Annotated in this window: 27 protein-coding genes; 13 read left to right on the top strand and 14 right to left on the bottom strand. The window is 72.9% G+C overall.

All coding sequences use genetic code 11. The features are described 5' to 3' along the window. The first annotated feature begins 39 nt into the window (after nucleotides 1–39). Nucleotides 40–423 (top strand): hypothetical protein, encoded by a 384-nt coding sequence (locus ACBJ59_RS23305; RefSeq protein ID WP_375112335.1) that lies wholly within the window; start codon nucleotides 40–42, stop codon nucleotides 421–423. A gap of 151 nt (nucleotides 424–574) precedes the next feature. On the opposite strand, the gene ACBJ59_RS23300 is transcribed toward ACBJ59_RS23305, so the two are convergent. Continuing rightward, nucleotides 575–2,068 carry an MFS transporter gene (locus ACBJ59_RS23300; RefSeq protein ID WP_375112334.1) on the bottom strand — a complete coding sequence of 498 codons (1,494 nt, stop codon included), beginning with the start codon at nucleotides 2,066–2,068 and terminating at the stop codon, nucleotides 575–577. Nucleotides 2,069–2,188: 120 nt separating this feature from the next. Between ACBJ59_RS23300 and ACBJ59_RS23295 the strand changes: the two genes are divergently transcribed. Continuing rightward, complete coding sequence (locus tag ACBJ59_RS23295; RefSeq protein ID WP_375112333.1) at nucleotides 2,189–3,010, top strand: alpha/beta fold hydrolase; 822 nt, start codon at nucleotides 2,189–2,191, stop codon at nucleotides 3,008–3,010. A 458-nt stretch (nucleotides 3,011–3,468) separates the two neighbouring features. On the opposite strand, the gene groL is transcribed toward ACBJ59_RS23295, so the two are convergent. Then, the gene (gene groL, locus ACBJ59_RS23290; protein WP_375112332.1) at nucleotides 3,469–5,118 is read right to left on the bottom strand and encodes a chaperonin GroEL; all 1,650 of its coding nucleotides are present in this window, start codon (nucleotides 5,116–5,118) and stop codon (nucleotides 3,469–3,471) included. 201 nt (nucleotides 5,119–5,319) lie between these two features. Here groL and ACBJ59_RS23285 point away from each other — a divergent pair, with 201 nt between their 5' ends. Next, entirely contained in the window at nucleotides 5,320–5,922 is a 603-nt protein-coding gene (locus ACBJ59_RS23285; protein WP_375112331.1) for a TetR/AcrR family transcriptional regulator, read from the top strand. Between the two features lie 131 nt (nucleotides 5,923–6,053). Next, nucleotides 6,054–6,482, top strand: coding sequence for an SRPBCC family protein (locus tag ACBJ59_RS23280; RefSeq protein WP_375112330.1), 429 nt, complete (start codon nucleotides 6,054–6,056; stop codon nucleotides 6,480–6,482). A 71-nt stretch (nucleotides 6,483–6,553) separates the two neighbouring features. Here ACBJ59_RS23280 and ACBJ59_RS23275 read toward each other — a convergent pair whose 3' ends face one another. Further along, nucleotides 6,554–7,711, bottom strand: a complete 1,158-nt coding sequence (locus ACBJ59_RS23275; protein ID WP_375112329.1) for a GDSL-type esterase/lipase family protein — start codon at nucleotides 7,709–7,711, stop codon at nucleotides 6,554–6,556. Further along, on the bottom strand, nucleotides 7,708–8,283 hold the full coding sequence (locus tag ACBJ59_RS23270) for a TetR/AcrR family transcriptional regulator (protein WP_375112328.1): 576 nt from the start codon (nucleotides 8,281–8,283) through the stop codon (nucleotides 7,708–7,710). Before ACBJ59_RS23270 ends, ACBJ59_RS23275 begins: the two co-directional genes overlap by 4 nt. A 64-nt stretch (nucleotides 8,284–8,347) precedes the next feature. On the opposite strand from ACBJ59_RS23270, the gene ACBJ59_RS23265 reads away from it, so the two are divergent. Continuing rightward, nucleotides 8,348–8,851, top strand: coding sequence for an FBP domain-containing protein (locus tag ACBJ59_RS23265; protein WP_375112327.1), 504 nt, complete (start codon nucleotides 8,348–8,350; stop codon nucleotides 8,849–8,851). 34 nt (nucleotides 8,852–8,885) lie between these two features. Here the strand turns inward: ACBJ59_RS23265 and ACBJ59_RS23260 are convergent, their stop codons facing one another. Together ACBJ59_RS23260 and ACBJ59_RS23255 are read right to left on the bottom strand one after the other, a co-directional pair. Then, the gene (locus ACBJ59_RS23260; protein WP_375112326.1) at nucleotides 8,886–9,491 is read right to left on the bottom strand and encodes a dihydroxy-acid dehydratase; all 606 of its coding nucleotides are present in this window, start codon (nucleotides 9,489–9,491) and stop codon (nucleotides 8,886–8,888) included. Between the two features lie 76 nt (nucleotides 9,492–9,567). Then, complete coding sequence (locus ACBJ59_RS23255; protein ID WP_375112325.1) at nucleotides 9,568–10,272, bottom strand: hypothetical protein; 705 nt, start codon at nucleotides 10,270–10,272, stop codon at nucleotides 9,568–9,570. Between the two features lie 70 nt (nucleotides 10,273–10,342). Here ACBJ59_RS23255 and ACBJ59_RS23250 point away from each other — a divergent pair, with 70 nt between their 5' ends. Together ACBJ59_RS23250 and ACBJ59_RS23245 are read left to right on the top strand one after the other, a co-directional pair. Continuing rightward, nucleotides 10,343–11,323 carry a LysR family transcriptional regulator gene (locus ACBJ59_RS23250; protein WP_375112324.1) on the top strand — a complete coding sequence of 327 codons (981 nt, stop codon included), beginning with the start codon at nucleotides 10,343–10,345 and terminating at the stop codon, nucleotides 11,321–11,323. Nucleotides 11,324–11,365: 42 nt separating this feature from the next. Beyond that, on the top strand, nucleotides 11,366–11,650 hold the full coding sequence (locus ACBJ59_RS23245; RefSeq protein WP_375112323.1) for a hypothetical protein: 285 nt from the start codon (nucleotides 11,366–11,368) through the stop codon (nucleotides 11,648–11,650). 12 nt (nucleotides 11,651–11,662) lie between these two features. Here ACBJ59_RS23245 and ACBJ59_RS23240 read toward each other — a convergent pair whose 3' ends face one another. Genes ACBJ59_RS23240 through ACBJ59_RS23230 form a run of 3 tightly spaced genes read right to left on the bottom strand, consistent with a single transcriptional unit; the run spans nucleotide 11,663 to nucleotide 15,554 of the window. Then, entirely contained in the window at nucleotides 11,663–12,994 is a 1,332-nt protein-coding gene (locus tag ACBJ59_RS23240; RefSeq protein WP_375112322.1) for a serine hydrolase domain-containing protein, read from the bottom strand. 18 nt (nucleotides 12,995–13,012) lie between these two features. Next, nucleotides 13,013–14,563, bottom strand: coding sequence for a hypothetical protein (locus ACBJ59_RS23235; protein WP_375112321.1), 1,551 nt, complete (start codon nucleotides 14,561–14,563; stop codon nucleotides 13,013–13,015). A gap of 34 nt (nucleotides 14,564–14,597) precedes the next feature. Beyond that, nucleotides 14,598–15,554 (bottom strand): alpha/beta hydrolase family esterase, encoded by a 957-nt coding sequence (locus ACBJ59_RS23230; RefSeq protein WP_375112320.1) that lies wholly within the window; start codon nucleotides 15,552–15,554, stop codon nucleotides 14,598–14,600. Between the two features lie 266 nt (nucleotides 15,555–15,820). Here ACBJ59_RS23230 and ACBJ59_RS23225 point away from each other — a divergent pair, with 266 nt between their 5' ends. Together ACBJ59_RS23225 and ACBJ59_RS23220 are read left to right on the top strand one after the other, a co-directional pair. Next, the gene (locus ACBJ59_RS23225) at nucleotides 15,821–16,222 is read left to right on the top strand and encodes a VOC family protein (RefSeq protein WP_375112319.1); all 402 of its coding nucleotides are present in this window, start codon (nucleotides 15,821–15,823) and stop codon (nucleotides 16,220–16,222) included. After that, nucleotides 16,219–17,094: a sigma-70 family RNA polymerase sigma factor gene (locus tag ACBJ59_RS23220; RefSeq protein ID WP_375112318.1), complete on the top strand. Its 876-nt coding sequence runs from the start codon at nucleotides 16,219–16,221 to the stop codon at nucleotides 17,092–17,094. The genes ACBJ59_RS23225 and ACBJ59_RS23220 overlap by 4 nt, the downstream gene beginning before the upstream one ends. 468 nt (nucleotides 17,095–17,562) lie before the next feature. On the opposite strand, the gene ACBJ59_RS23215 is transcribed toward ACBJ59_RS23220, so the two are convergent. Both ACBJ59_RS23215 and ACBJ59_RS23210 read right to left on the bottom strand, forming a co-directional pair. Beyond that, on the bottom strand, nucleotides 17,563–18,132 hold the full coding sequence (locus ACBJ59_RS23215) for a dihydrofolate reductase family protein (protein WP_375112317.1): 570 nt from the start codon (nucleotides 18,130–18,132) through the stop codon (nucleotides 17,563–17,565). A gap of 29 nt (nucleotides 18,133–18,161) precedes the next feature. After that, a complete protein-coding gene (locus ACBJ59_RS23210) occupies nucleotides 18,162–18,659 on the bottom strand; it encodes a pyridoxamine 5'-phosphate oxidase family protein (protein WP_375112316.1) in 498 nt (165 codons plus the stop codon). A gap of 240 nt (nucleotides 18,660–18,899) precedes the next feature. Here ACBJ59_RS23210 and ACBJ59_RS23205 point away from each other — a divergent pair, with 240 nt between their 5' ends. Continuing rightward, entirely contained in the window at nucleotides 18,900–20,186 is a 1,287-nt protein-coding gene (locus tag ACBJ59_RS23205; protein ID WP_375112315.1) for a pentapeptide repeat-containing protein, read from the top strand. Here ACBJ59_RS23205 and ACBJ59_RS23200 read toward each other — a convergent pair. Next, nucleotides 20,083–20,649 (bottom strand): MerR family DNA-binding transcriptional regulator, encoded by a 567-nt coding sequence (locus tag ACBJ59_RS23200; RefSeq protein WP_375112314.1) that lies wholly within the window; start codon nucleotides 20,647–20,649, stop codon nucleotides 20,083–20,085. The genes ACBJ59_RS23205 and ACBJ59_RS23200 overlap by 104 nt on opposite strands. 329 nt (nucleotides 20,650–20,978) lie before the next feature. On the opposite strand from ACBJ59_RS23200, the gene ACBJ59_RS23195 reads away from it, so the two are divergent. Next, entirely contained in the window at nucleotides 20,979–21,386 is a 408-nt protein-coding gene (locus tag ACBJ59_RS23195) for a YciI family protein (RefSeq protein ID WP_375112429.1), read from the top strand. Next, nucleotides 21,383–22,528, top strand: coding sequence for an RNA polymerase sigma factor (locus ACBJ59_RS23190; RefSeq protein ID WP_375112313.1), 1,146 nt, complete (start codon nucleotides 21,383–21,385; stop codon nucleotides 22,526–22,528). Before ACBJ59_RS23195 ends, ACBJ59_RS23190 begins: the two co-directional genes overlap by 4 nt. 18 nt (nucleotides 22,529–22,546) lie before the next feature. Here ACBJ59_RS23190 and ACBJ59_RS23185 read toward each other — a convergent pair whose 3' ends face one another. After that, entirely contained in the window at nucleotides 22,547–22,711 is a 165-nt protein-coding gene (locus tag ACBJ59_RS23185) for an alpha/beta fold hydrolase (RefSeq protein ID WP_375112312.1), read from the bottom strand. Nucleotides 22,712–22,731: 20 nt separating this feature from the next. Here ACBJ59_RS23185 and ACBJ59_RS23180 point away from each other — a divergent pair, with 20 nt between their 5' ends. After that, nucleotides 22,732–22,890 carry a hypothetical protein gene (locus tag ACBJ59_RS23180; protein WP_375112311.1) on the top strand — a complete coding sequence of 53 codons (159 nt, stop codon included), beginning with the start codon at nucleotides 22,732–22,734 and terminating at the stop codon, nucleotides 22,888–22,890. Here the strand turns inward: ACBJ59_RS23180 and ACBJ59_RS23175 are convergent. Next, nucleotides 22,883–23,698, bottom strand: coding sequence for a class I SAM-dependent methyltransferase (locus tag ACBJ59_RS23175; RefSeq protein ID WP_375112310.1), 816 nt, complete (start codon nucleotides 23,696–23,698; stop codon nucleotides 22,883–22,885). The genes ACBJ59_RS23180 and ACBJ59_RS23175 overlap by 8 nt on opposite strands. Between the last annotated feature and the right edge of the window lie 471 nt (nucleotides 23,699–24,169).

The following is a 24,169-nucleotide window of genomic DNA, read 5'->3' as shown; positions in this document are numbered from 1 at the left end:
CCCGGATGTGACCTGACTCTCCCGCACCATCCAACCGGGATGGTCACCGCACTCGAGGCGGCGGCCAGGCGGGGCGCCGGCGCGCAGGTGTGGGGGATCGCCGTCGCGGCCCTGTCGGTGTTGCTGTCCGCGCCGGGCGTCCGGCCGCGCAACGGTCTGGCGGGGTCCGTCGCGCCGGCCACGGAGGCGGCCGGGGGTGCGGGGCGAGATTCCGGAGGTACGCGCCATGGCGGCCCCGCAAGGGCGACAGCGCCCCGGGCCGCCGACCCGGGCTGGTCGCAGCTGGCCGTACACCGTCCCCAGGTCGGCCCGTACGCGCTGACCACCGTCACCCGCGACAGCCGGGAGATCGCCGCCGAGGGCCTGGACGAGCCGTCCTACGGGTCCGAGGCCGGCACGTGGCGACGTTTCGGCTGGAGCTGATTCCCGAGGCCGCCGAAGCGCTGGAGACCGACACCACCTTCGAGGTCCGCCTCCAGCCGCCGCCCGCCACGCTCGCCCAGTGATGCGCCACCCTGCCCGGCATGCTGCGGCCCTCCGAACAGGCACCGGAGAGGGGGTGCCCCGGCGCGGCCTACGAGCGGGTCGCCTCGTAGTCGGGCAGTGCGGCCGGGGTGGACGGGGACGCCGGGCGCATGGTCAGGATCAGCACGGCCAGCCCGGCGAAGATGACCGTGGCGACGATGCCGGTGACGTGCAGGCCGGCGGTGAACGCCTCCCGGGCGGTGTGCAGCAGCTCCGCGCCCTGGTCGGCGGGCAGTCGCCGGCTGGCGGCGACCGCGCCGGCCAGCGAGTCGGACGTGCCGTCCGTCCGGCTGCGGTAGACCACCGCGGCCACCACGCCGAGCAGCGCGAACCCGAGCGAGCCACCGAAGTAGCTGCCGGTCTCCGACATCGACGCCGCCGACCCGGCCCGCTCCGGCGGCACGGACCCGACGACCAGCCCGGTGCCCAGCGCGAACAGCGGGCCGGTGCCCAGCGCCAGCACGGTGATGCCGGTCATCACCAGCGGCAGGGCGAGTGCACCGTCGGCCCCGGCCAGCAGCAGGCTGCCCAGCGCCGACGCGGCCAGCCCGCCGGCGATCGCGGTCGTCTGCTTCACCCGCCGGGCCAGCGCCGGCGCCGTCATGGTGCCGACCGCCACGCCCAGGCCCATCGGCGCGAACAGCACCGCCGACGCCAGCGGCGAGAAGCCCAGAATGCTCTGCAGGTACTGGGTCACCATCAGGCCCGTGCCGGCCATGGCGACCCCGGCGAAGACCAGCCCGACGAGGACGGCCGTGAACGGGCGGCTGCGCAACAGCCGCAGGTCCAGCAGCGGCGTCTCCAGCCGCAGCTGCCGGCGTACGAACACGAACCCGACGGCCGCGCCGGCGACGAGGGCCACCGCCGGCACGACCGGCACGCTCTCGACGGTCAGCTGCTTGATGCCGTAGACCATCAGAAGCACCGCCACGAGCGACAGCCCCACGCTGGCCGGGTCCAGCCGGCCGGCCCGGTCGCCGCGGGACTCCGGCAGCAGGATCGGCCCGGCGATCAGCAGCACCGCCATCGCCGGAACGGCGACCAGGAACACCGATCCCCACCAGAAGTGCTGGAGCAGGAACCCGGCCAGTACGGGGCCGAGCGCGCCGCCGGTGAACTGGCACGTGGCCCAGATCGCGATGGCCTGCCCGCGCTCCCGTTCGCCGCGGAACATGTTGGTGATCAAGGCGAGGGCGGACGGCGCCAGGGTCGCGCCGGCGACGCCCAGCAGCGCACGCGCGACGATCAGCGTCAGCGGGCCGGCCGAGAAGGCGGCCACGACCGACAGCACCGCGAACGCCGCTCCGCCGATCATCAGCAGCCGCCGGTGGCCGATCCGGTCGCCGAGCGTGCCCATCGTGATGACCAGCCCGGCCACCATGAATCCGTAGCTGTCGCTGATCCACAGCTGCTGGACGTTGGTGGCACCCAGGTCGGCGCTCAGCTGGGGGAGCGCGAGGAGCAACGCCGTCGTGTCCATCGCGACGAGCAATGTCGGCAGCGCGAGGACGCCCAGTCCCAGCCATGCCCGGTTGACTCGCATATCCGAAATTTCCTGTTCTCTCGATGTTTCTCCGGTTGGTCGGAGCGATCGAGAGCTTCTCGACATCGGTCCGGCAGGAAATCTCGGGGACGGCTTCACCGGCCGCCCATAATGGAACACATGTGGCACCAGCTCACTCCCACGCAGGTGGCGACCAACGGCATCGAGCTCCGTGTCTTCGCGCATGGCCAGGGCCCGGCCGTCGTCCTCGCGCACGGCTTCCCGGAACTCGCTTTCTCCTGGCGGCACCAGATCTTCGCCCTGGCTGACGCCGGTTATCGGGTGATCGTGCCAGACATGCGCGGGTACGGCGGGAGCAGCAGGCCGGCCGAGGTCGAGGCGTACGACGTCTTCACCCTCGCCGCCGACCTGATCGGGCTGCTCGACGCGGAAGGCCAGGAGCAGGCCGTCTTCGTCGGCCACGACTGGGGCGCCTCCGTCGTGTGGCACCTGGCGCTGGCCTACCCCGGCAGGACGAAGGCCGTCGCGGGCCTCAGCGTCCCGCCCACCCGGCGTTCCGCGGCACCGCCGACGCAGATCATGCGCAAGCGGCTCGGCGACGACTTCTACATGCTGCGCTTCCAGGAGCCGGAGGTCCCCGAGGACGAGCTCTTCGCCCTCCTTCGGGATTTCGACGTGGACGGCGTGTACGCGGAGACGTTCCGCGCCACCGGATTCACCGGAGGGCTCAACTACTACCGCAACCTCGATCGCAACTGGGCCCTGGCCGAACGCTTCCAGGACCGGACGATCGACGTGCCCTCCCTGTTCGTCATCGGCTCGGAGGACCCCGTGGGGTCGTTCATGAGGACCGACCGGATCACGGAGATCACCTCCGACCTGCGCGGCCACGTGGTGATCGACGGAGCCGGTCACTGGATCCAGCAGGAGCGCCCCGAGGAGGTCAACACGGCGCTGCTGCGCTTCCTCGACACCCTCTGACCTCCCTCGAGACAGGGCCGGGTGCCGGGCACTGACCTCCCCACCGGGGCGGCGTGTCAGGTAGCGGCGGCCGGGCCTCGGCGTGCGCCAGGCCGAGGGCCTGTCGGCATGCCTTGGCCGCCGCCTTTTGCCCGCCGAGGCGGCGCAGGAGGCCGGCGCGGGTGGCGGGCAGCAGGTCGTCGCCCTGCAGGGACCCGTCCGCGGCCGGCCGGTTCGCCAGGTGCGGCTCCGCCAGCGGGCGTGGGCCATGGCGACGGCCACCGCTCGGTTCAGCTCGACCACGGAGGAGGGCGGCAGGCGGGCCGGCCGGTCGGCCGGCCGTACAGGGCGGCGGTCTGTGGCCAGTCGCCGGGCGGCTCTTTCCACCGTGGCCGGGAAAGGTTCGCCGTGGCCGGGAAGGTCCGCCGCCTTCCCCGGCCACATGCGGATCGGGTGCGCGGATCGGGTGCCGGGCCTAATTAGAAGCCCATGTCGCCGCCGCCCGGCATCGCCGGAGCGGCGGGGGTCTTCTCGGGCTTCTCGGCGATGACGGCCTCGGTGGTGAGGAAGAGCGCCGCGATGGAGGCGGCGTTCTGCAGCGCGGAGCGCGTCACCTTGGCCGGGTCGAGGATGCCGGCGTCGAACATGTTGACGTACTCGCCGGTCGCGGCGTTGAGGCCCTCACCCGGGGTGAGGTTGCGCACGCGCTCGACCACGACGCCGCCCTCGAGGCCGGCGTTGACCGCGATCTGCTTGAGCGGCTCCTCCAGCGCCTTCTTGACGATGGCGGCACCGGTGGCCTCGTCGCCCGTGAGCCCGAGCTTGTCGAAGGCCCCGTCGGAAACGCCGTCGAAAACGCCGGCGCCGGCCTGCAGCAGCGCCACGCCACCGCCGGGGACGATGCCCTCCTCCACAGCCGCCTTGGCGTTGCGGACGGCGTCCTCGATGCGGTGCTTGCGCTCCTTGAGCTCGACCTCGGTCGCGGCGCCGGCCTTGATGACGGCGACACCGCCGGCGAGCTTGGCCAGGCGCTCCTGGAGCTTCTCACGGTCGTAGTCGGAGTCGGTGCGCTCGATCTCGGCGCGGATCTCGTTGACCCGGCCGGAGATCTGCTCGGCGTCACCGGCGCCGTCGACGATCGTGGTCTCGTCCTTGGTCACGACCACCTTGCGGGCGCGGCCCAGCAGGTCGAGGGTGGCGCTCTCGAGCTTGAGACCGACCTCCTCGGCGACGACCTGACCACCGGTCAGGATCGCGATGTCGTTGAGCATGGCCTTGCGGCGGTCACCGAAGCCGGGAGCCTTGACCGCGACCGACCGGAAGACGCCGTTCATCTTGTTGACGACCAGGGTGGCCAGCGCCTCGCCCTCGACGTCCTCCGCGATGACCAGCAGCGGCTTGCCCGACTGCACGACCTTGTCGAGCAGCGGCACCACCTCCCGGTTGGCGGAGACCTTGCCGCTCATGATCAGGATGTACGGGTCGTCCAGGACGGCTTCGAGCCGGTCGGAGTCGGTGATGAAGATCGGTGAGATGTAGCCCTTGTCGAAGCGCATGCCCTCGGTGAGCTCGAGCTCCAGGCCGAAGGTGTTGCTCTCCTCGACGGTGATGACGCCTTCCTTGCCGACCTTGTCCATCGCCTCGGCGATGAGCGAGCCGATCTCGGCGTCGGCGGCGGAGATGGAGGCGGTCGAAGCGATCTGCTCCTTGGTCTCCACGTTCTTGGCCAGCTTGGAGAGCTCCTCGCTGACCCGCTCGACGGCCGCTTCGATGCCCTTCTTCAGAGCCATCGGGTTGGCGCCGGCGGCCACGTTGCGCAGGCCCTCGCGCACCAGCGCCTGGGCGAGCACGGTGGCGGTGGTGGTGCCGTCGCCCGCGACGTCGTCGGTCTTCTTGGCGACTTCCTTGACCAGCTCAGCGCCGATCTTCTCCCATGGGTCCTCGAGCTCGATCTCCTTGGCGATGGAAACACCGTCGTTGGTGATCGTGGGAGCGCCCCACTTCTTCTCCAGCACGACGTTGCGCCCCTTGGGACCCAAGGTCACCTTGACGGCGTCGGCGAGCTGGTTCATACCGCGCTCGAGACCGCGCCGGGCGTCCTCGTCGAACGCGATCATCTTCGAAGCCATTGCTGCTCCTGCTCTCGTTGGGGGCTGTGCCGGGGACGGCGCCCGCGACGGACGGCCTGCGGGCAGGCCTCGCCGGCCCCGGCACACGCCTAGCGGTTGGCACTCTCGGGGTGGGAGTGCCAGGCGTCTCGTCGCACTCTACCCACAAATTGCGTGGCACGCACATACTGCGCGGTGCGCAACATCGGGTAGGGTGGAGCCATGAACGACGACGCCATGGACCTGCGCTCCCGCAACCGGCAGGCCACCCGGGAGGCGATCGGCCATGCCGCGCTGCGCCTGGCCATCGAGCAGGGGCCGAGCGGGCTGGCCCTGGTCCGCGTGCACGACATCGCCACGGCGGCGGGCGTCTCGCCCCGCACCTACAACAACTACTTCTCCAGCCGGGAGGAGGCGATCTGCGCCTTCCAGGCCGACCAGTCCAGGCGCGCCGGGCAGGCGCTGCGCTCCCGGCCCGACGATGAGCCGCTCGCCGAGGCCGTCGTCGCGGCCGTGATCGAGCTCTACACCGACCCCGAGCCCGACAAGGCCGGCCTGCGCATGATCATGTCGACGCCCGAGCTGGAGGGGGAGGCGCTGAAGGCGTTCAGCATGGCGGAGGGCCCGCTCGCCGACGCGATCGCCGAGCGCACCGGCCCCGTCCCCGGGGGCGACCTGTTCCCCGCCGTCATGGCGGCCGCGGTCGCGGGGGCCATCCGGGTGGCGGGGCGGCACTGGCTGGAGAAGGGCAACACCGAGCCCTTCGCCACCATCCTGCGCCGCGCCCTGTCCTGCGTCCTTCCCGCCACACCGCGGGATCGGTGAGCTCAGGCGGCCGGAGGGATCAGGGGGCGGTCGTGCGGGAGCCGGTGGCCAGCCCCGGAAGGTCCCTACGTGCTGGCATCGGTGCCCGGTGGCGGGCCAGGATGGTCCCAGCGACCTTTGGGGGGATCATCGTGGCGAAACCGGTGTACGCGGCCGCCGCCGTCCACGTCCCGGCGCCGCCGGAGCAGGTGTTCGGCCTGATCACCGACTGGCCCCGGCACCAGGAGTGGATGCTCATGACCACGGCGCGCCGGGTGGGCGAGGACGGGCTGGAGGCGTACACGGGGGTGCGGCCGTTCGGCTTCCTGGACACGATGACGATCACCCACTGGCAGCCGCCGACGTTGCTGCGCATCACGCACACCGGGCGCGTCGTGCGCGGGCGCGGCGCCATCCGGGTGCTCCCGCAGCGGGGCGGCAGCCGGGTGGTGTGGGCCGAGGAGCTGGAGCTGCCGTTCGGGGCGCTGGGCCGGGCCGCGTGGCCGCTGGCCCGTCCGGTGGCCGTCGCCCTCCTGCGCCACTGCCTGCGCCGGCTGGCCGCGCTGCTGCCCGCGACGTAGAAGAGCGGCCTCACGCGCTCCACGGCCCCCGTAGAGCGCCTCACGCGCTCTACGGCCTCCCGTCGAGCGCCTCACGGGCTCCACGGGCCCCCGTCGCCGAAGACCAGCTCGGCGAAGCGTTCGCCGATGCGGCGGTGGCCGGCCGGGTCGGGGTGGACCCGGTCGGGCAGGGGCAGCTCGACGAAGTCGGCCTCGCCGTAGAGGGAGCGGCCGTCGAGGTAGTGGAGTGCGGGGTCGTCGATCGACCGCTGCGCGGTGATGCGGGCCAGCTCGTCCCGGATGACGTTGAGGGTCAGGCGGCCGGCGGCGACCTCCGACGGGCTGCCGAGTGCCCGGAACCGCAGGCCGGGGTCGTCGGGGTCGGGGGCGAGGGGGCCGGGGGTGTCCTCCTGGACGGGGCAGAGGATCGGGGAGATCACCAGCAGCGGCGTGCCGGGGTGCCCGTCGCGGATGGTGTCGAGGAAGCCGTGCACGGCGGGGGTGAAGCCGCGCGAGCGCATCAGGTCGGCGTTGGCCAGGTTGATGCCGATCTTGAGGCTGATCAGGTCCGCGGGCGTGTCGCGGATGGTACGCGCGGTGAACGGGTCGAGCAGCGCGTTCCCGCTGAACCCGAGGTTGATCAGCTCGACGCCGCCCCGGGCGGCGGCCAGCGCGGGCCAGGTCTCGGTCGGGCCGGCGGCGCTGGAGCCGTGGCTGATCGAGCTGCCGTGATGCAGCCACACGCGGCGGCCGCGGTCCGGCACGGCCTCGACGGGCGCGTCGGTACGCAGCTCGATCAGCTCGGTGACCTCGACCTGCGGGAGCCAGATCTCCACGTCCTTCACCCCGGCCGCCAGACCGGAGAAGCCGACGGTGCCGGGCTGCCCCGGCCGGACGGTGGAGGACTGACCGGCCAGGTCGATGACGGCGAGGTTGCCTCCGGGCACGCCGGCCCGGCCGGCCAGGCGGCCGTCCACGACCAGGTCGTAGACGCCGTCCGGCCGGGGCGGGAACCCCGGGTAGGCGTTCTTGGTGGGCAGCACGTCCAGCTCGACGGCGGTGGCCCGGGTGCGGAAGGCCAGCCGCACCCCGGACGGCTGGGACTCGACCCTGGCCAGGTAGTCGTCGGGGAACTGCCTGCGCGCCCAGGCGGGCAGCCGGTGCGGCAGCGTGCCGCGCCCGGTGCGTTCGAGCTCCAGCGCGCCGCGCAGGATGCGTTCGTCGATGGGGGTGGTGATCCAGTCGGTCATTCGGGCTTCCTTGAACGGTTGCGGAGGGCGAGGTCGAGGGTGTCCAGGGCCCAGGCCCAGGAGTCGTCGGCCGAGCGCGGGGTGTGGCGGAAGGAGCCGGCCATTTCCAGGCTCACGAAGCCGTGGAAGGTGGCGCCCAGGAGGCGTACGGCGTCGGTCTGGTCGGGCTCGGGCAGGTCGTAGCCGCGCAGCAGCGCCCGGGTCATCTCCGCGTGCCGGGGCCCCGCGCTGCCGGCCGCGGTCTCGGCGTCCAGCTCGAACCGGGAGGCGGCGTACCGGCCCGGGTGCTCCTTGGCGTAGCCGCGGTAGACGTCGGCGAGCGCCACCAGCGCGTCCTTGCCCGACCGCCCGGCCAGCGCGGCGGCGGCCCGGTCGGCCAGCTCCTCCAGGGCCAGCAGCGCGACCCGTACCTTCAGCTCCCGCGCGTTGCGGATGTGCGCGTACAGGCTCGGGTCCTTGACGCCGAGCCGGCGCGCGACCGCCGAGCCGGTCACCTGGTCGAAGCCGATCTCGTCGGCCAGGTCGGCCGCCGTCCGGGTGACGCGTTCGCTGGTGATGCCCGCGCGTGCCATGGAACCTCGCCTAATCAAATTAAGGATTTGTCTAATTATATTAGGGAAGCTAGCCTCGCCGGACATGAGACCCATGACGGAAAGCGACATCCGCACCTCGTTCGTCAACTGCTCCAAGGGGGAGGCCAGGCGCGCGGGCGTGCCCAAGGACCTTGACGAGCAGCCCTGGGACGATCTCGACTTCCTCGGCTGGCGAGATCCCGGCGCCCCCGACCGCGGCTACCTGGTCGCCGAACGCGACGACGGCAGCCGGGTCGGGATCGCGCTGCGGGCCGCCCCGGGCTCGTCGCGGGGCTTCACCGCACGCAGCATGTGCTCGCTGTGCCTGACCACCCACACCAGCGGCGGCGTGGCGCTGATGACCGCGCGCCGCACCGGCGAGACCGGGCGTCAGGGCAACACGGTCGGACAGTACGTGTGCGCCGACCTGGCCTGCTCCCTCTACACCCGCGGCCGGAAGCCGTCGGGCGTGGGGGCCGACTTCGAGGAGACCCTCACGGTGGCGGAGAGGATCGCCCGCACCCGGGGCAACCTGAGCGCGTTCATCGACCGGGTGACCGGTCCTTGACCGGGCGTCCGGACACGACGTCCCCATGCGGGGGTCAGCGGTCCGCGAGCTCGCGTACGGCGCCCTTGTCAGCGGGCTGGGCCAAGGCGGCGTAGGCGCGCAGCGCGGTGGGAGGAGGGCGCATGCCGGGGCCGCCGGGTGGCCCCTCGGAGCGGATGACCAGCACGGTGCCCGGCGTGACGCGTCCGGACAGGATCGCTTCGGCGGCCTCCTCCTGCGAAAGGCCGCGGATGTCCCAGGTGGCCGGCCACCCGTCGAGGGAGCCGGCGTGGACGGCGTGCACGTCGTCGTGGAGCAGCCCGGCACGGTGCAGTCGCCCGGGACGGCGGGCATGCCGCCGGCGCGGTGGACGTCCTCCAATCCGGTACGGGCCGTTGGGGGCGACCTTGCACGTGGCTGGAGCAGGACCGCGACATCCGGCCCTCCCGCAGGTGCGGCGGCCGCGGGACGCGCTGGCCGGCTTCCCGTCCCACGCCGCGCTGTACCCGAACGTGGCCACCATCGCCCGCCCGAGCGCAACCTGCCAGGGCTGGTGTTCACCGACCCCTACGTGCACGACCCGCTGCCCCACGGGGAGAGCACCGGCCGCCGCTTCCTGGCCGAATTCCACCTGGCCCCCGCCGACCACCCGACCCCGCACGTGATGGCCTCCACCCCTGCCGCGCCCACCGGCACCGAACCGCCCGGCCGACCCCCGCGGGGTGCCCCGCCGCCCGTTACGGCGTGCGTGCCAGCTCTCGGGCGGCGTGGTGGCGGGTGACGGCCGTCGCGAACGCGGTGATCACCGGGTGCGGGCGCCGCCCGTCCCCGGCCAGCTCCGGCTGGAACATCGTGGCCAGGAAGAACGGGTGCCCGGGCAGCTCGGCCACCCGTACCGCGCCGTCGTCGGCGTGGCCGGAGAACACCATCCCGTGCCCGGCCAGCGTCTGCTTGTAGTCCTCGTTGAGCCCGTAGGAGCAGATGTAGGCCTCCATCGTGGTGGGCGTCCCGACGATCCGCTCGATCAGCGAGCCGGGCTCCAGCCGTACCAGGCCCTCGTGCCCGGCCAGCGAGCACGCCAGCGGCGTCAGCAGGAAGTCGCGCGCGCCCGGCTCGTTCTCGGCGTGCGCGACGTCCAGCCCGCACACGTGCCGCGCGAACTCCAGCAGCATGTGCTGGAACCCGCCGCACGTGCCGAGGAACGGGATCCGCCGCTCGCGCGCCACGCGCGCGGCCTCGACCGCGCCCGCCTCGTCACGGTACGGGCTGCCGGGCAACATCCAGATCCCGTCGAAGCCGTCCAGGCCGGTCACGTCGGTCGTCGGCATCCAGTACGGGTCCAGCGCGATGCCCTCCCGCTCGCGCAGCGCCTCCATCAGCAGCGGGATCCGGACATGGGAACGAACGCTGGGGGAGCGGTCCCCCACAAGGGCGATTCTCATGACACCATCGTGACCGCCCACCCGGGTTAAGCGCCAACGATGAATACTGCATCTGCTATAAGCAACACTGATGGACCCGCATCTGCTGACCACGTTCGTGACCGTCGCCCGCCACGGCTCGTTCTCCGCCGCCGCCTCCGAGCTCGGCTACACGCAGTCGGCGATCTCCCAGCAGATCGCCGCGCTGGAGGCCGACCTGGGCCTGCCGCTGCTGCGCCGCCGCCCGGTCGAGCCCACCCCGGCCGGGCGGCGCCTGCTGGAACACGCCGGGCCGCTGCTGCTGCGCCTGCGGGCCGCCCGCGCCGACGTGCTGCGCGCCGCCGCCGGGCCCCGCCACCGGCTGCGCCTGGCCGCCACCCCGCTCGCGCTCAACCCGGTCCTGGCCGCGCGGCTGGCGCGGGCGCGGGCGCGCCAGCCGCGCCTGGAGGTACGCCTGCACACCTGCGGGCGCGAGCAGGTCACGGCGATGGTCGCCGACGGGCGGGCCGACCTGGGGCTGGCCGACGGCGTGGTGGCGCCCAGCGACCCGCTGCGCCTGCCCGACGCCGGGCCGATGACCGCCACCGGGGTGACGGAGGAGGAGCTGGTGGTGGTCCTGCCCGGCGACCATCCGCTGGCCGGCCGGGCGGCGCTGCGGCTGGCCGACCTGGTGGACGCGCGCTGGCTGCAGACGCCGCTGTGCCCGCTGGCGCGGCTGCGCGACCTCGTGGGCGAGGGGTTCCCGGTGGGGATGGAGTACGCGGGCGACGACGTGCACACCGTGGTCAACCTGGCGGCGGCCGGCCATGGCCTGACCCTGCTGCCCGCCTCCGCCGTCCCCGCCTCCGCCTCCGCCGTCCCCGCCTCCGCCTCCGCCGTCCCCGCCTCCGCCTCCGCCGTCCCCGCCTCCGCCTCGGCCGTCCGCGCCGAGGCACCGGAGCCCTCCCGGGTGCGGGGGCGGGCGTGCGGTGTGCCGCTGGCCTCGCCCCGGCTGGTGCACCGGGTGGAGCTGCTGCACGGCGCCCTGCCCGCCGGTGCCGCCGCCGACCTGGCCGAGGCCCTGTCCGGCTGAGCCCCGCTTGCGGCCGGGCGCCGCGGGCCGGACCATCACCCCATGATGATCCCCGGCGGCTTCGTCCTGGAGCCGGTGCCGCACTGCGCCTCCGTGCCGCGCGCGGGATGGGCGGGCGACCACGACCTGCGCACCCTGTCGGAGCAGGGCAGGCGGCAGGCCGAGGCCCTGGAGCCGATGGGCGGACCGGTCGGCGGCGCGTACGCCACCGGACGCATGCTGCGCGCGGTGGCCACCATGAGCGCCGGCCACCCGGGCGGACGGGTCGTCGCCGCCTCCCACGGCTTCGACCACCGCACGGTCACGGTCACCTCCCGCACCGCCTGAGCGTCCGGGGGGTCAGGCGTGCCAGTCCTCGACCCCTCCCGGCACCGGCGCGGCCGGGTCGTACGGCTCGCGGGTGAAGATGAAGGTGTTGAGGTCGAGGTGGTCGGCCGCCACCCGCAGCGTCTCGCCGGCGTAGTAGCCGTCCAGCCCCAGCCACGTCCCGTCGTCCTGCGGCACGAACCGCGAGGCCCGCCCGGCCCCGCCGACCGGCTCCAGCGACAGCCCGCGCTCGGGCAGCAGCCGCAGCGTGTACGGCTTGGGCCCCCAGTGCCACAGCCCGGTCGAGGCCAGCAGGGCGGGGTCGGCGGGCACCGGCCGCCACTCGTCGGGCAGGCGCGGCTCGTACTTCTCCAGGATGTCCAGCAGGTCGGTCAGCAGCGTGCCGCTCATCCCGGAGGTGGTGTTGGCCATGAACAGCACCCCCAGCCCCTCGGCCGGCTCGGCCCACACGGTGGCCAGGAACCCGGGCATGGACCCGGAGTGCCCGGCCAGGCGGCGCCCGCCGGTCCTGGCCAGCTGCAGCCCCAGCCCGAACCCGCCGGTCCAGGCGTCGCCGTCGTCCACCCCGGCGGGCTCGCGCATCTCGGCGAGGGTGCCGGGGCACAGCACGCCGCCGGTCTCGCCGCCCAGGAACGCCGCCCAGCGGGCCAGGTCGTGCGGGGTGGACCACAGCTGCCCGGCCGGGCCCATGGCGTCGGCGTCGTGTTCGGGCTCGGCCAGCAGCACGTCGGCCCAGGGGTGCACGGCATAGCCGGTGGCGTGCGGGGCTCGGGGGCGGGGCGTGGTGTCGTGCAGGCCGAGCGGGTCGAGCACCTCGGTGCGCAGCGCCTTGAGCCAGGTGGTGCCGCGCAGGCGGGCGACGAGCTCGCCGAGCACGGCGAAGCCGACGTTGGAGTAGTGGAAGCGCCGGCCGGGCCGGTGCTTGAGCTCGGCCGGGCCGACCCGGGCCAGCAGGTCTGCGGCGGGGATGCCGGGGGTGCGCTCCCACCAGGCGGTGGGCGGTTCGGCGGTCAGCCCGGAGGTGTGCGACAGCAGCTGGGCGATGGTCAGGTGGCCCAGCCGCGTGTCCGGCAGGTGCCGCTCCAGCGGGTCGGTCAGCTCCAGGGCGCCCTCGTCGCGCAGCCGCATGACCACCACGGCCACCATGCTCTTGGTGATCGACCCGATGCGGTATTGGGTGGCGGCGGTCGGGGCGGCGTCACCGACGCGGCCCCGGCCGCCGAACCATGCCAGCCGCCCGTCGCGGACGATCGCCGCCGTCAGTGACGGCACCCTGCATTCGGTTTGTTCGACGGCCAGCCGGTGCAGCAGGGCACGGGCCGTCGGATGTCCCACCTGAGTCATGAGCGACAAGGGTAGCCGTTAGATCAGCACCAGCCGCGGCCCGATGAGCTCTCCCTGGTGGGGCTGGAGGTGGGCCTGGTCGTGGTAGTAGTGGCCGGCGTACCAGACGACGAGGTTGGCGCCGTTGACGTTCTCGCCGTTGAGGAAGCGGTTGATGGCGGCGCGGTCGCGCGGGCCGGGGTTGCCGTCGTCGAGCTCGCGCGGGTGGTGGCGCAGGAACCACAGGTCGGACACGCCGTAGGCGTCGGCGGTGCCGTCGAAGGGGCCGGGGTGGATCTGGTAGCCGTGGCCGGAGGACTTGTCGCGTACCTGCCAGTAGCGGCCGGGGCGGCGCCGTCGGGAGGTCTCGCGGATGATCGGCACGGGTTCGGGGATGAGGGAGCCGGTGTCGTCGATCTGCTCGACGACGTCGTTGGCGGCGCCGGCGACGTCGAAGTCGAGCCGCCAGTAGGCGTGGTGGCGGTGCACGAGGCAGGTCATCGGGTTGCGGGTGGCGGCGAAGCCGAACCTGGGGGAGATGTCGCCGTTGTCGGCCAGGCGCCAGTCGCTGGAGTAGCGGTACCAGCCGGCCTCCAGCTCGCTGACGATGCGTAACTCCTCGCCGTCGTGGTGGAAGGCGACGCCCTGGAAGTTGCCGGCGTCGGTGGAGGGGCGTTCCAGGATGGTACGGGGCGGGTCGGGGCACAGCCGCCACCCCCAGCCGACCGGGTCGCGGCCGGTGGCGCTGAAGCGGGTCTCGAAGGCGACGTCGTCGCGGAAGGTGGTGCCCTGCTCGTACTCGACGTTGAGGATGGGCAGGTGCGCCTGGCGCAGCAGAAGCCGGCCGCGGTAGCGGACCTGGCGCAGCTCGACGCCGCCGCCCATGCCGGGGGACTGCGGGGCCGAGGCGCGCGGCCGCACGACCAGCAGGTTCCACAGCTCGGTGGCGCCGCGGTGGACGCGCACGCGTACCTGGTCGGGCCCGCCGCGGTCGGCCAGGGCGTCGATGCCCTGCGGGACGCTGTCCTCGCAGTCGTGGTGCATGCGCACGTTGATGCCCTCCGGCGTCCAGTCGACCGAGCGGGCGACCAGGTCGACGGCGACGATGCGGTGGCGCAGGCCGGTGGGCTCGCCCGGGGTGTAGACGCCGAGGGTGGGGCGGCGCACGGTGGTGCCGTCGGGGTTCTCGGCGTCGGCCAGGGGCGGCATGGGGCGGTAGACGACGATGTCGTCGCCGGCGGGGAAGCGGGGGTCGGCCCGCAGGATCGCGGCGGCGGCGACGAGCTCCTCCCGGCTGGGCTGGGGGCGGAAGGCGCTGGGCCGCAGCTCGGCCCGCTCGGGCCGGTCGAGGGTGCCCCGCAGCTCGACGGCGCGGTTGCCGACCGGGTCGAACACGGTGGCCTGGAACGGCGCGTTCTCGCCGGGGTCGTGACCCAGGCCGGGCGCGAAGGCGACGGTGAGCCGCTCGGGGTCGGCGACCTCCAGCGCCGCCAGCGCCTCGGGGTGGCCGGCCACCGCCTGGCGCAGCCGCTGCCGGCTCAGCCCGGTACGGGGCTCGGCTTCGATGGTGACGCGTACCTCATCGGTCATGGCTCGTACTCCCCGGTCGGCGGATGGCAGGGCGTTACTGGCGGGAGGGGGCGCGGTCGAAGGTGTCGAGGATCAGGGCGGTGGCGTCCAGGTCGCGGGCGGTGCTCCCGAGCCAGGGCACCTCGATGGGGCCGGGCCAGGTGTGGCCGCCCCCGTCGATCGTGTACAGGCGCAGTGTCGTACCGCCGGGGCAGGATTTCCAGTCACGTACCCGTACCCGCGTGCCGAGGGGAGTGGTGGTGCGGCCGGAGCAGCCGAGCAGGGCCGCCCAGCCGGTCGCGGCCCGCTCCACCGGGTCCAGCACGACCAGGTCGGCGAGCTTGCGCAGGTCGCCGGTGGCGTCGCGCAGCGGGTGGCCGCCCTGGTAGGGGACGATGCGGTCGGCGGTGCCGTGGAAGGCCACGATCGTGGTGGGCTCGGCGCCCTGGCAGGGGCGCACGATGTTCAGCCCGGCCACGGCCGCCACGGCGGCCAGGCGCCCGTCCATCGCGCAGATCAGCGCGGCCGCCATGGCGGCCCCGTAGGACATGCCGGCGGCGAACTCGCGCCCGGCGTCGACGCACAGGTTGCGCTCGAGGTGGTCCAGCAGCGCGGTCAGGAAGCCGGTGTCGTCGGGCCCGGCGGTGTGCGGCAGCGTCCAGCCCATGCGACCCTCGGCGGCCTGGGGGGTGGCCACGATGTAGCCGCGGCGCGCGCCGACCTCGGGCAGCCGGCCGTAGGCGGCCTGGCGGGCGGCGGTGGAGTTCAGGCCGTGCAGGTCGAGCACGACGGGGTGCGGGCCGGCGCCCTCGGGCAGCGACAGCAGGAAGCGGCGCTCGAGCCCGCCGAAGCCGAGCCGGTGCGTGCCGGGCTCCAGCCGCTGCCCGCCCTGGCAGCCGCTGGTGGGGGCGGCTTGCGCGGGCGGGCCGGGCGGGGTGGGCGGAGGCGGCGCGGCGCCGCAGCGGGTGGCCAGCAGCAGCGCCGCCACCACCAGGGTCATGCGTGTGGGCATCGCGCGCCTCCCGCAGCCGCAGGTGCCGGTCGGGCATGGGTCTGCCTGGAAGTCTCCTGCACACCGCGCCCGCGCGCGAGCCTTCCGGCGAGCGGCGGCCACGTGGAGTCGGTCCTGGTGGCGGTCCTGTGGCGGTCCTGTGGCGGTCCTGGTGGCGGTCAGCTGCTCCGGCGGACGGTCCTGTTACCTTTTCGCGTCGGCACCCGTCATAGGTGCGACGGCCGAAGACGAACGGTCGTCGCACCGACGAGTGAAGCGAGAACAGGATGCTGACCACCATCATGTACGTGACGGTCTACGTCACCGATCAGGACCGTGCGCTGGAGTTCTACACCGAAGGGCTCGGCTTGGAGAAGCGGGTCGACTTCCCGGGGCCCGACGGGCGGTTCCTCACCGTGGGCGTTCCCGGCAGCCCGGTGCAGATCCTCCTGTGGTCGCAGGCGGCGGCCGCGGGTCTGCCGGGTGACGTGGGCCGGGATGGCGCGCCCGGTCCGCTGATCCTTGAGTCCGATGATCTGCGGAAGGATTTCGAGATCCTGCGCCGGCGTGGCGTCACCTTCGAAGAGTCCGAACCCGTGGACTATCCGTTCGGGGTTCGCATCGAGGCGGTGGACCCGGACGGCAACCGGGTCTCGCTCCGTCAGCAGCGAAAGCAGCGACAGCCGTGACCACCCTCCCGTCCGGCCCGGTGACCGAGGCGTTCGAGGCCCAGCGCGATCGGCTGCGCGCCCTCGCCTACCGCGTGCTGGGCTCGCACGTCGACGCCGAGGACGTGGTCCAGGAGGCCTGGATGCGCCTGGTCCGCCAGGACGCGGCGAGCATCGGCAACCTGGCGGGCTGGCTGACCACCGTGGTCGGCCGGATCAGCCTGGACGTCCTGAGATCCCGTCGAGCCCATCCCGAGACCGCTTACGGGCACGAGTTCGCGGACCTCGTGGTGACGCCGGCCGACGACCCCGCGCCGGACGAGCAGGTGGCGCTGGCCGATTCGGTGGGCTTCGCGCTGCTCGTCGTGCTCGACTCGCTCACCCCGGGCGAGCGCCTGGCGTTCGTCCTGCACGACATGTTCGCGGTCCCGTTCCACGAGATCGGCCAGATCCTGGGCAAATCCGCCGACGCCACCAAGATGATCGCCAGCCGCGCCCGCCGCAAGGTCCGGTCCACGGATCGGCCGGCGGGCCCCGGCCGCGAGCATCACAAGGTCGTCCAGGCGTTCAGCGCCGCCGCCCTCAGCGGCGACTTCGAGGCGCTCCTGCGTGTCCTCGACCCGAACGTGAAGCTGACCGTCGACACCCCCGGCGGCACGGTCGTCACCCTCGGCGCCACCGCGGTCGCCGCCGGCGCCCGCATGTTCTCCGGCGAGGCCGCCCGCCAACGACCCGTGCTGGTCAACGGCGTCCCCGGCCACATGTCGTGGCGCCCCGACGGAACCCCTCTGTCCGTCATCGCCTTCACCGTCGCCGAAGGCCGGATCAGCGGCATCCACATCGTCGTCGACCCGGCCAAACTCGACTCGATCCGTCTGCCCGCCCCGGCCTGAGCCGGTGTCGTCAGGGCGGGGTGCGGAATTAGTCGATTCGGGGTCAACTCCGATCGAAGCGCTCGGACCGGCCGGTCATCCGTCGGGCGGCGACCACACGGCCGGCGCGGCGCATGCCCGGTCCGGCGAGGCGCTGGTGACGCGGACGGCGGTGTCAGTCGGAGTCGCCGCGGGCGGGCCGGTAGCACTCGTGGATCACGCGCGAGCCGAGCGTCCTGGTCTCGACCAGGTCGAGACCAGGACCTCTTCGGTGACCTGCGGCAGGTAGCGCATGCCGCCCCACCGACGACGATCGGATAGCGGAAGATCCGCAGCTCGTCGACGAGGCCGAGCTCGATCGCCGCCGTGCCCAGGCCGGCGCCGCCGATCGAGACGTCCTTGCCGGTCGCGTCGAGCGCCGCAGCGACCTCCTCGGCCACCGACGCTGCACGGAGACCCCGGAAGCGGAACCCTCACCGGCGCCGCGACCTACTTCTTGATCTCATAGCGCAGACGCACCACGCCGTTGCCGAACGCGATGCCCTCGACCAGCTTCAGGTCCCGCCCATCCGCGAAAACACGCCTTCCCCTGCCGCGTGACGCCGGGCAGACGAGCAGGACGATCTCGTCGACGACGCCGATGTCCAGCAGGGAGTGCATGAGTGTCAAGCTTCCCCACAGCCAGATGTCCTTGCCGCTCTGCTCCTTGAGCTCCCGGATGGTGGCGGCCGGGTCGCGCGTCACGGTCGCGGCGGGAAAATCGCCCCAGGGGGCGTCGTCCAGCTTCGACGAGGCGACGAACTTGGTGAGGTTGTTGAGCTTCTCGCCGTACTCGCCCTGCTCGTCGGCGTACGGCCAGTAGCCCTTGGACTGGGCGTAGGTGTTCGCGCCGAGAATCATCGTGTCGACCGAGTCGATGAACCCCATCACGCTCGCCTCGAACGCCTTGTCGGTGGTCTCGGAGAAGGGCTCTCCGGACACGAAGCTGAGCCCGCCGTCCTCCTCCGCGGCGATGTTGTCGACGGTCACCCACTGCTGGACGATGAGTTTGCGCATCATGTTCTCCTCAGTATCGGTCGGGACCGGGTTCAGGCGCGCTCACGCTCGGCCCGCTGCCGGACCAGCTCCTCGACCGCGCTCGGCAGGGTCGTCTCGAAGTCGATCAGCTTCGCCCACGTCGGGGACACCACGATCCGGACCATGCCGTCGTAGAGCGAGCGGACCTCGGCCTCCCACTCGACCCGCTGCTCGGGCGTCATCTCGTACGAGCCGTTGATCTGGAGGTACTCCTCCGGGATGCCGTCGACCACGTCCAGCTCGGCCCGGCCGCGGATCAGCAGGACCTTGGGCGGGTGCGCCTCGGTGTCGATCGTCAGGGCGACCGTCGGGTTCTCGCGCAGGGCCGGGAGCTTCGGGGCGTTCTTCGTGGTGCACATGACGATCTCCGAGCCGTTCCAGGTGAACGCGATCGGGACGTTCCGGGGCGTGCCGTCCTTGGCCACGTACGCCAGCCGGGTCACGTCGCGCGCCAGCAGCTCTTGGCTGATCGGCCGGTCCAGGATCTCGGCGATCTCGTTCGCTCGCATTGCCGTCCCTCCAGGGTCGTTGTCGTGATTCGCCCCAGGGACGGAGCCGCCGGAGCATTCTCGACATCCGCCGGCCCCCGAATTCCCGAATTTTCTTTTCCGGCTGCCGCCGCCATGGCAGCCATCCACTCTGCGGCCGGCACCACTGTTCACAGGGCCCGGCGCCCGGCGAGTCACCCGAAGTAACAGTTCCGTCGAAAGGCTTACATTCGGTACCCAGCTCCAGATCAAATGGAGGCTGTGACATCACGGCAAGCGCGTCGGCGGCGGGCCCTGATCTGGTCGATCAGCGTGGTCGTCAGCACCGCCATCGCCACCGTGACCGTCCACCTGCTCACCGGCGCACCCGGCACCGCCTGGCTGGCACCGGTGCTGGACCGGCTGCCCCGCTACCTGACGCCGCCGTACTCCGCAGCGGATCTCCCTCCGCTGACGCTCACCATCCTCGCGGCCGTCAGCCTCCTGATCGGCGTCGGCTGCTGGGTCGCGGGCGAGCTGCGTCGCCGCCGCGACCTGCGGCCGCTCACCCCGGAGGAGACCGACGCCCGCCCGGCTGAAAGACCCCTCGACACGCTCACCGCCGAACGAGGGGCGCTCCTTGAGCGGATGAGCACCTGGGGCATCGTCCTCGGGTTGCTGCTGGCCGCGGGCAGCCTGGTCTACACCGACGCCAGGTCCATGCAGACCCCGCTGGAAGGGCAGAGCCCCGACAGGTACGGCCAGGCCGTGGCGCAGCTCGGCTCCGAGCGGATCGAGGTCCGCCTGGACGCGATCGACACGCTGCAACGCCTGGCGCAGGATTCTCCACGTGATCGGGTGATGACCGTCGATGTCATGGCCGCGTACGTGCGCGAGCACGATTCGATGTCACCAGCCCGGCAGCTCGGGCGACCGGCCACCGACGTGCAGATGGCCCTGACCGTGCTCGGCAGCGTCTACGATGCGCCGAACACCGGGCTCGGGCACGACTGGGTCTGCGGCTGCAACCTGGCGCGCATCCGTGTGCCGGGCGCGGATCTGAGCGGCCTGAACCTCGGCACCGCCATCCTGACCCGGGCGGACCTGAGCGGGGCCCACCTGAGCGGGGCCAACCTGGCCCACACCGACCTGTCCGGCAGCGACCTGCGCAAGGCGTACCTGGACAGCGCGGACCTGGGGCACGCGATCCTGTTCATGGCGGACCTCAGCGAGGCGGACCTGAACGGCGCGGACCTGAGCGGGGTGGACCTGTTCGAGGCGGACCTGAGGAAGGCGGACCTGAGCTGGGCCAACCTGAGCGGGGTGGACCTGTTCAACGCGGACCTGCGCGAGGCGGACCTGCGCGACGTGAACCTGAACGGGGCGAGCCTGCGCGGAGCGGACCTGCGCGAAGCGGATCTGCGCAAGGCGAGCCTGCGCGGAGCGGACCTGAAGGGGACGAACCTCAAGGGCGCCGACCTGACGGGCGCCGACCTGACCGGGGCGAACCTGAACGCGGCCAGGACCGACGACGACACCAAGCTCCCCGCAGGAGCCCCTGGAACGTGAGCGGGCGGCATCCCCGGGGCCCGGCACGCCTGGAATGCCCTGGACCACGCGCTCCTGCCGGTGCCGGACGAGATGCCCCCGGCCACCCGCCGGCCGGCCGGCCGAAGGAGCGGAGCGCGGCGCGGCGCGGGCAGGGGGAGTCCGGACGGGGGATGCGGATGCCGGCGGCGCGGAGCCTGGCCTCGTAAAGCGCGGTCAGCCGCGCCGCGGCCGGCGTCTGCTCGTCACCGTGGCGGGCGATCAGCGTGTACCGGGTCGCGGCCTCGGTGCGGGCCTGCAGGCCGGTCACGGTCTTCAGCAGTGCGGGGTTGGCGAGGTAGCGGTCGGCCGCGGCGGCGGCGAGCTCGGCGATGCGGAGGCCGTCCGGCTCCTTCCCCAGGCCGAGCTTGTGGTAATGCCGCACCGTCTTCACCGTGACGCCGACGAACGCCGCCGCCTGCCCGATCGTGACCCCCTTCCTCATCTGCCTCAGCCTGCCTTGTGTTCGAGCCGGGCGACCACGCGCACCGCGGCCGAGCGTACGGACGGGCCACGCCGGCCCGTGGAGCTCGGCGTGGCGCTGGTTCGAGTTCTCCCTGGTGCACGCCGGTGCTCAGCCCGCCGGCTGGGCCGGATCGGCCTGCGCACCGCCGAACACCTCGTTGAGGAGCCCCCCTGACCTCAGGTCAACCTCAACCGTGATCTGGCCCACAGCATCGTGTTCGGTGGTTGCGGACGGCTCTCGCACGCGCGCGGTTTCGTCCCCGCACGGAACACCGGCCACAATGGCCCGAACACACCAAGGAGAACATGATGGCCAAGTACCTGCTGCTCAAGCACTACCGGGGCGCGCCGGCAGCGGTCAACGACGTGCCGATGGACCAGTGGACGCCGGAGGAGATCTCGGCCCACGTGCAGTACATGCGGGACTTCGCCGCCCGGCTGGAGGGCACCGGCGAGTTCGTCGACCATCAGGCGCTCTCCCCGGAGGGCACGTTCGTCCGCTCCGACGGCGAGGGGCGGCCGCCGGTCACCGACGGCCCGTTCGCGGAGACCAAGGACCTGATCGCCGGCTGGATGGTGATCGACGTCGAGACCTACGAGCGGGCGCTGGAGCTGGCCGGCGAGCTGTCCGCGGCTCCGGGCGCGGGTGGCGAGCCGATCCACGAATGGCTCGAGGTGCGCCCCTTCCTGGCCGAGCGGCTCACGGTGACCGAGTGAACGAGCCGCTGCTGCGGGAGCTGGTGCCCGCGGTGATCGGTGTCCTCGTCCGTCGCGGAGCCGACTTCGCGGCGGCCGAGGACGCCGTACAGGAAGCCCTGGTCGAGGCCCTGCGCGCGTGGCCGGACGACCAGCCGCGCGACCCCAAGGGCTGGCTGGTCACCGTGGCCTGGCGCAAGTTCCTCGACGCCGCCCGCGCCGACACCTCCCGCCGGCACCGCGAGGTACGCGTCGAGACCGAGCCCGTGCCCGGCCCGGGGGAGGCGGTGGACGACACGCTCCAGCTGTACTTCCTGTGCGCGCACCCGTCCCTGACCCCGGCCTCGGCCGTCGCACTCACGCTGCGCGCGGTCGCCGGCCTGACCACGCGTCAGATCGCGCAGGCCTACCTCGTGCCGGAGGCGACCATGGCCCAGCGCATCAGCCGGGCCAAGCGGACCGTCTCCTCCGTCCGGTTCAACCAGCCCGGCGACGTCCCCACGGTGCTGCGCGTGCTCTACCTGGTCTTCAACGAGGGCTACTCCGGCGACGTCGACCTCGCCGGAGAGGCGATCCGGCTCACCCGCCAGCTGGCGGTCAAGACCCACCATGAGGAAGTCGCGGGCCTGCTCGCGCTCATGCTGCTGCACCACGCGCGGCGCCCGGCCCGGACCGGACCCGACGGCCGGCTCATACCCCTGGCCGAGCAGGACCGCAGCCTGTGGAACACCCGCCTGATCGCCGAGGGCGTCGACGTGCTCCAGGCCGCCCTGGCCCGCGACCGCCTGGGGGAGTTCCAGGCCCAGGCCGCCATCGCCGCGCTGCACGCCGACGCCCGCACGGCCGAGGAGACCGACTGGGTGCAGATCGTCGAGTGGTACGACGAACTGGTACGCCTGACCGGCAGCCCGGTGGCCCGCCTCAACCGGGCCGTCGCGGTCGGCGAGGCCGACGGCCCGCGGGCCGGCCTGGCCGCCCTGGCGGAGCTCGACCCCGCCCTGCCCCGCCACACCGCCGTCGCGGCGTACCTCCACGAGCGCGACGGTGACCTCGTGACCGCAGCGCGGCTCTACGCCGAAGCCGCCCGATCGGCCTCCAGCCTCCCCGAACGCGACCACCTCACGCGACAGGCCGCACGGCTCAACGCGCAGCTGCGCGACTGAGCGGCCGCGCGGCGGGCTCTACCCGAGGCCGTGGTCGCGGACCCACCCCGCGAGCACGTCTTCGAAGGCGTCCCGTTCCTCCAGGTACGGGAAGTGACCGCTGCGCTCGGACACCGCCAGGCAGGCCCGGGCGACGCGTCCGGCGATCTCCCGGCTGTGCGCGGGCGGGCCCTGCGGGGTCATGCCGTCCGACCATCACGAGCGTGGGGCAGCCGATGCCCTCCAGCCGGGGCCCCAGGTCGAACCCGCTCAGCTCCTCGGAGAACGCCATCATGCGCGGCATGGAGCCCCCCGGCTCGGACGAGGTGTTCGAGCTCGGCCTGGACACGGTCATCACCGGCATCCAGGCACGACTCACCTAGAGGTACGCCCACCCTTGGCGGGACGGTACTGGCAGACGAATTCCAGCCAGGGCGGGGCCACCATCATGAAGTGCTCCCAGCTCCCCGGCTCCGCGTCGCCACGGCCGCCCTGGACTTCGCGGAGGAACGTCAGCAGGAAGCCCTCCCCGACGAGCCCGTTGACGATGCGGCTCAGCGTCTGCCGGTACTCCCGGGGCTCGACGATGCGCTGGCCGCCCGTGGTGCGGTCGTAGACCCACTCCTGGTCGGGATAGCTGGTCGCGGCCTCGTCCGTGTAGGGCTGCGCCAGCGTGTAGCCGTCCCCGTTCCAGGAGTCGTGGGTGAGCCCGGAGAAGAACGGGTTGGCGCACATCAGGTAGTAGTGGCCCCCTTCGCGCACGACCCTGGCGACCTCGCGGAAGACCACCCGGCAGTCCGGGACGAACGTCAGCGAGTACGGGTGCCAGACCAGGTCGTACGAGCAGCCGTCGAGCGCCGACAGATCCCGCATGTCCCCCTGGACCGTACGGACGCGCACGCCGTGGTGCCCGGCCGCCGAGCGGTCGCGCTCCAGTTGCCCGGAGGAGATGTCGAGAACCGTCACCTCGGCCCCCAGCAGCGCGAAGGCCACCGACTGCTGCCCACCTCCACCCGCCAGGCAGAGCACCTTCCGGCCCGCCACGTCGCCGGAGATGCCCAGCTGCTCCAGCCCCAGATAAGCCCGCGCCTTGTCCTTGTCGAGGTCGAGCATGGGACGGGTGAACAAGGCGTCCGCCGCCACAAGGGCCTGCCAGCGTTCCTCGTTGTAACGGTAGACCTCGTCATGCACGGCAACCACCGTACATTCCGCTCGCCCGGCGGCGGAGCAGGCGGCACCACGGATGCCCTGGCGACGTACGACGCCCGACCGGACGCGCTCCCCGGCTGCCGCAGGAGCCACGGTTGGCTGCGTCGGGTCGGTTCCCCGACAGGAGCCAGGACGGATAACAGGCTGGACGTTGGTCAGCCTGTGCGAGCTACGTCACGGGATCGCCCCGTTCCTCCGGCTGGCCGGGATGCCGGGCTTTTACCTCGTACATGTAGCCTTCGGCTCCCGGGTCTCTTCCGGAATCGGCATGGGAGGTCCGAGTCGCTGCCAGGGCCACTGGTCGCCGGGACCGATCACCATGGCCGCCCCCAGTCACTACAGGGCCACACGAAGACCGCGACGGCGGGGGAGGGGAGTGGGTCCGCGCTCCCCGGGCGCCCGCAGGAGCCGGCGGCCCTCCCGCCGCACAACCCCCGCACGCCGCCCTTCCTT

The organism is Nonomuraea sp. MTCD27 (assembly GCF_041950495.1).
Taxonomy (GTDB): Bacteria; Actinomycetota; Actinomycetes; order Streptosporangiales; family Streptosporangiaceae; genus Nonomuraea.
The sequence above is the reverse complement of the archived record's forward strand: the minus strand, read 5'-3'. Positions and strand labels throughout refer to the sequence as shown.

What these genes read in the sequence shown, in the direction of transcription:
- ACBJ59_RS23305 (WP_375112335.1), top strand. Translation starts at nt 40, where the DNA reads ATGGTCACCGCACTCGAGGCGGCGGCCAGGCGGGGCGCCGGCGCGCAG.
- ACBJ59_RS23300 (WP_375112334.1), bottom strand. Translation starts at nt 2,068, where the DNA reads ATGCGAGTCAACCGGGCATGGCTGGGACTGGGCGTCCTCGCGCTGCCG.
- ACBJ59_RS23295 (WP_375112333.1), top strand. Translation starts at nt 2,189, where the DNA reads ATGTGGCACCAGCTCACTCCCACGCAGGTGGCGACCAACGGCATCGAG.
- groL (WP_375112332.1), bottom strand. Translation starts at nt 5,118, where the DNA reads ATGGCTTCGAAGATGATCGCGTTCGACGAGGACGCCCGGCGCGGTCTC.
- ACBJ59_RS23285 (WP_375112331.1), top strand. Translation starts at nt 5,320, where the DNA reads ATGAACGACGACGCCATGGACCTGCGCTCCCGCAACCGGCAGGCCACC.
- ACBJ59_RS23275 (WP_375112329.1), bottom strand. Translation starts at nt 7,711, where the DNA reads ATGACCGACTGGATCACCACCCCCATCGACGAACGCATCCTGCGCGGC.
- ACBJ59_RS23270 (WP_375112328.1), bottom strand. Translation starts at nt 8,283, where the DNA reads ATGGCACGCGCGGGCATCACCAGCGAACGCGTCACCCGGACGGCGGCC.
- ACBJ59_RS23265 (WP_375112327.1), top strand. Translation starts at nt 8,348, where the DNA reads ATGAGACCCATGACGGAAAGCGACATCCGCACCTCGTTCGTCAACTGC.
- ACBJ59_RS23255 (WP_375112325.1), bottom strand. Translation starts at nt 10,272, where the DNA reads ATGAGAATCGCCCTTGTGGGGGACCGCTCCCCCAGCGTTCGTTCCCAT.
- ACBJ59_RS23250 (WP_375112324.1), top strand. Translation starts at nt 10,343, where the DNA reads ATGGACCCGCATCTGCTGACCACGTTCGTGACCGTCGCCCGCCACGGC.
- ACBJ59_RS23245 (WP_375112323.1), top strand. Translation starts at nt 11,366, where the DNA reads ATGATGATCCCCGGCGGCTTCGTCCTGGAGCCGGTGCCGCACTGCGCC.
- ACBJ59_RS23240 (WP_375112322.1), bottom strand. Translation starts at nt 12,994, where the DNA reads ATGACTCAGGTGGGACATCCGACGGCCCGTGCCCTGCTGCACCGGCTG.
- ACBJ59_RS23235 (WP_375112321.1), bottom strand. Translation starts at nt 14,563, where the DNA reads ATGACCGATGAGGTACGCGTCACCATCGAAGCCGAGCCCCGTACCGGG.
- ACBJ59_RS23230 (WP_375112320.1), bottom strand. Translation starts at nt 15,554, where the DNA reads ATGCCCACACGCATGACCCTGGTGGTGGCGGCGCTGCTGCTGGCCACC.
- ACBJ59_RS23225 (WP_375112319.1), top strand. Translation starts at nt 15,821, where the DNA reads ATGCTGACCACCATCATGTACGTGACGGTCTACGTCACCGATCAGGAC.
- ACBJ59_RS23215 (WP_375112317.1), bottom strand. Translation starts at nt 18,132, where the DNA reads ATGATGCGCAAACTCATCGTCCAGCAGTGGGTGACCGTCGACAACATC.
- ACBJ59_RS23210 (WP_375112316.1), bottom strand. Translation starts at nt 18,659, where the DNA reads ATGCGAGCGAACGAGATCGCCGAGATCCTGGACCGGCCGATCAGCCAA.
- ACBJ59_RS23200 (WP_375112314.1), bottom strand. Translation starts at nt 20,649, where the DNA reads ATGAGGAAGGGGGTCACGATCGGGCAGGCGGCGGCGTTCGTCGGCGTC.
- ACBJ59_RS23195 (WP_375112429.1), top strand. Translation starts at nt 20,979, where the DNA reads ATGGCCAAGTACCTGCTGCTCAAGCACTACCGGGGCGCGCCGGCAGCG.
- ACBJ59_RS23185 (WP_375112312.1), bottom strand. Translation starts at nt 22,711, where the DNA reads ATGACCCCGCAGGGCCCGCCCGCGCACAGCCGGGAGATCGCCGGACGC.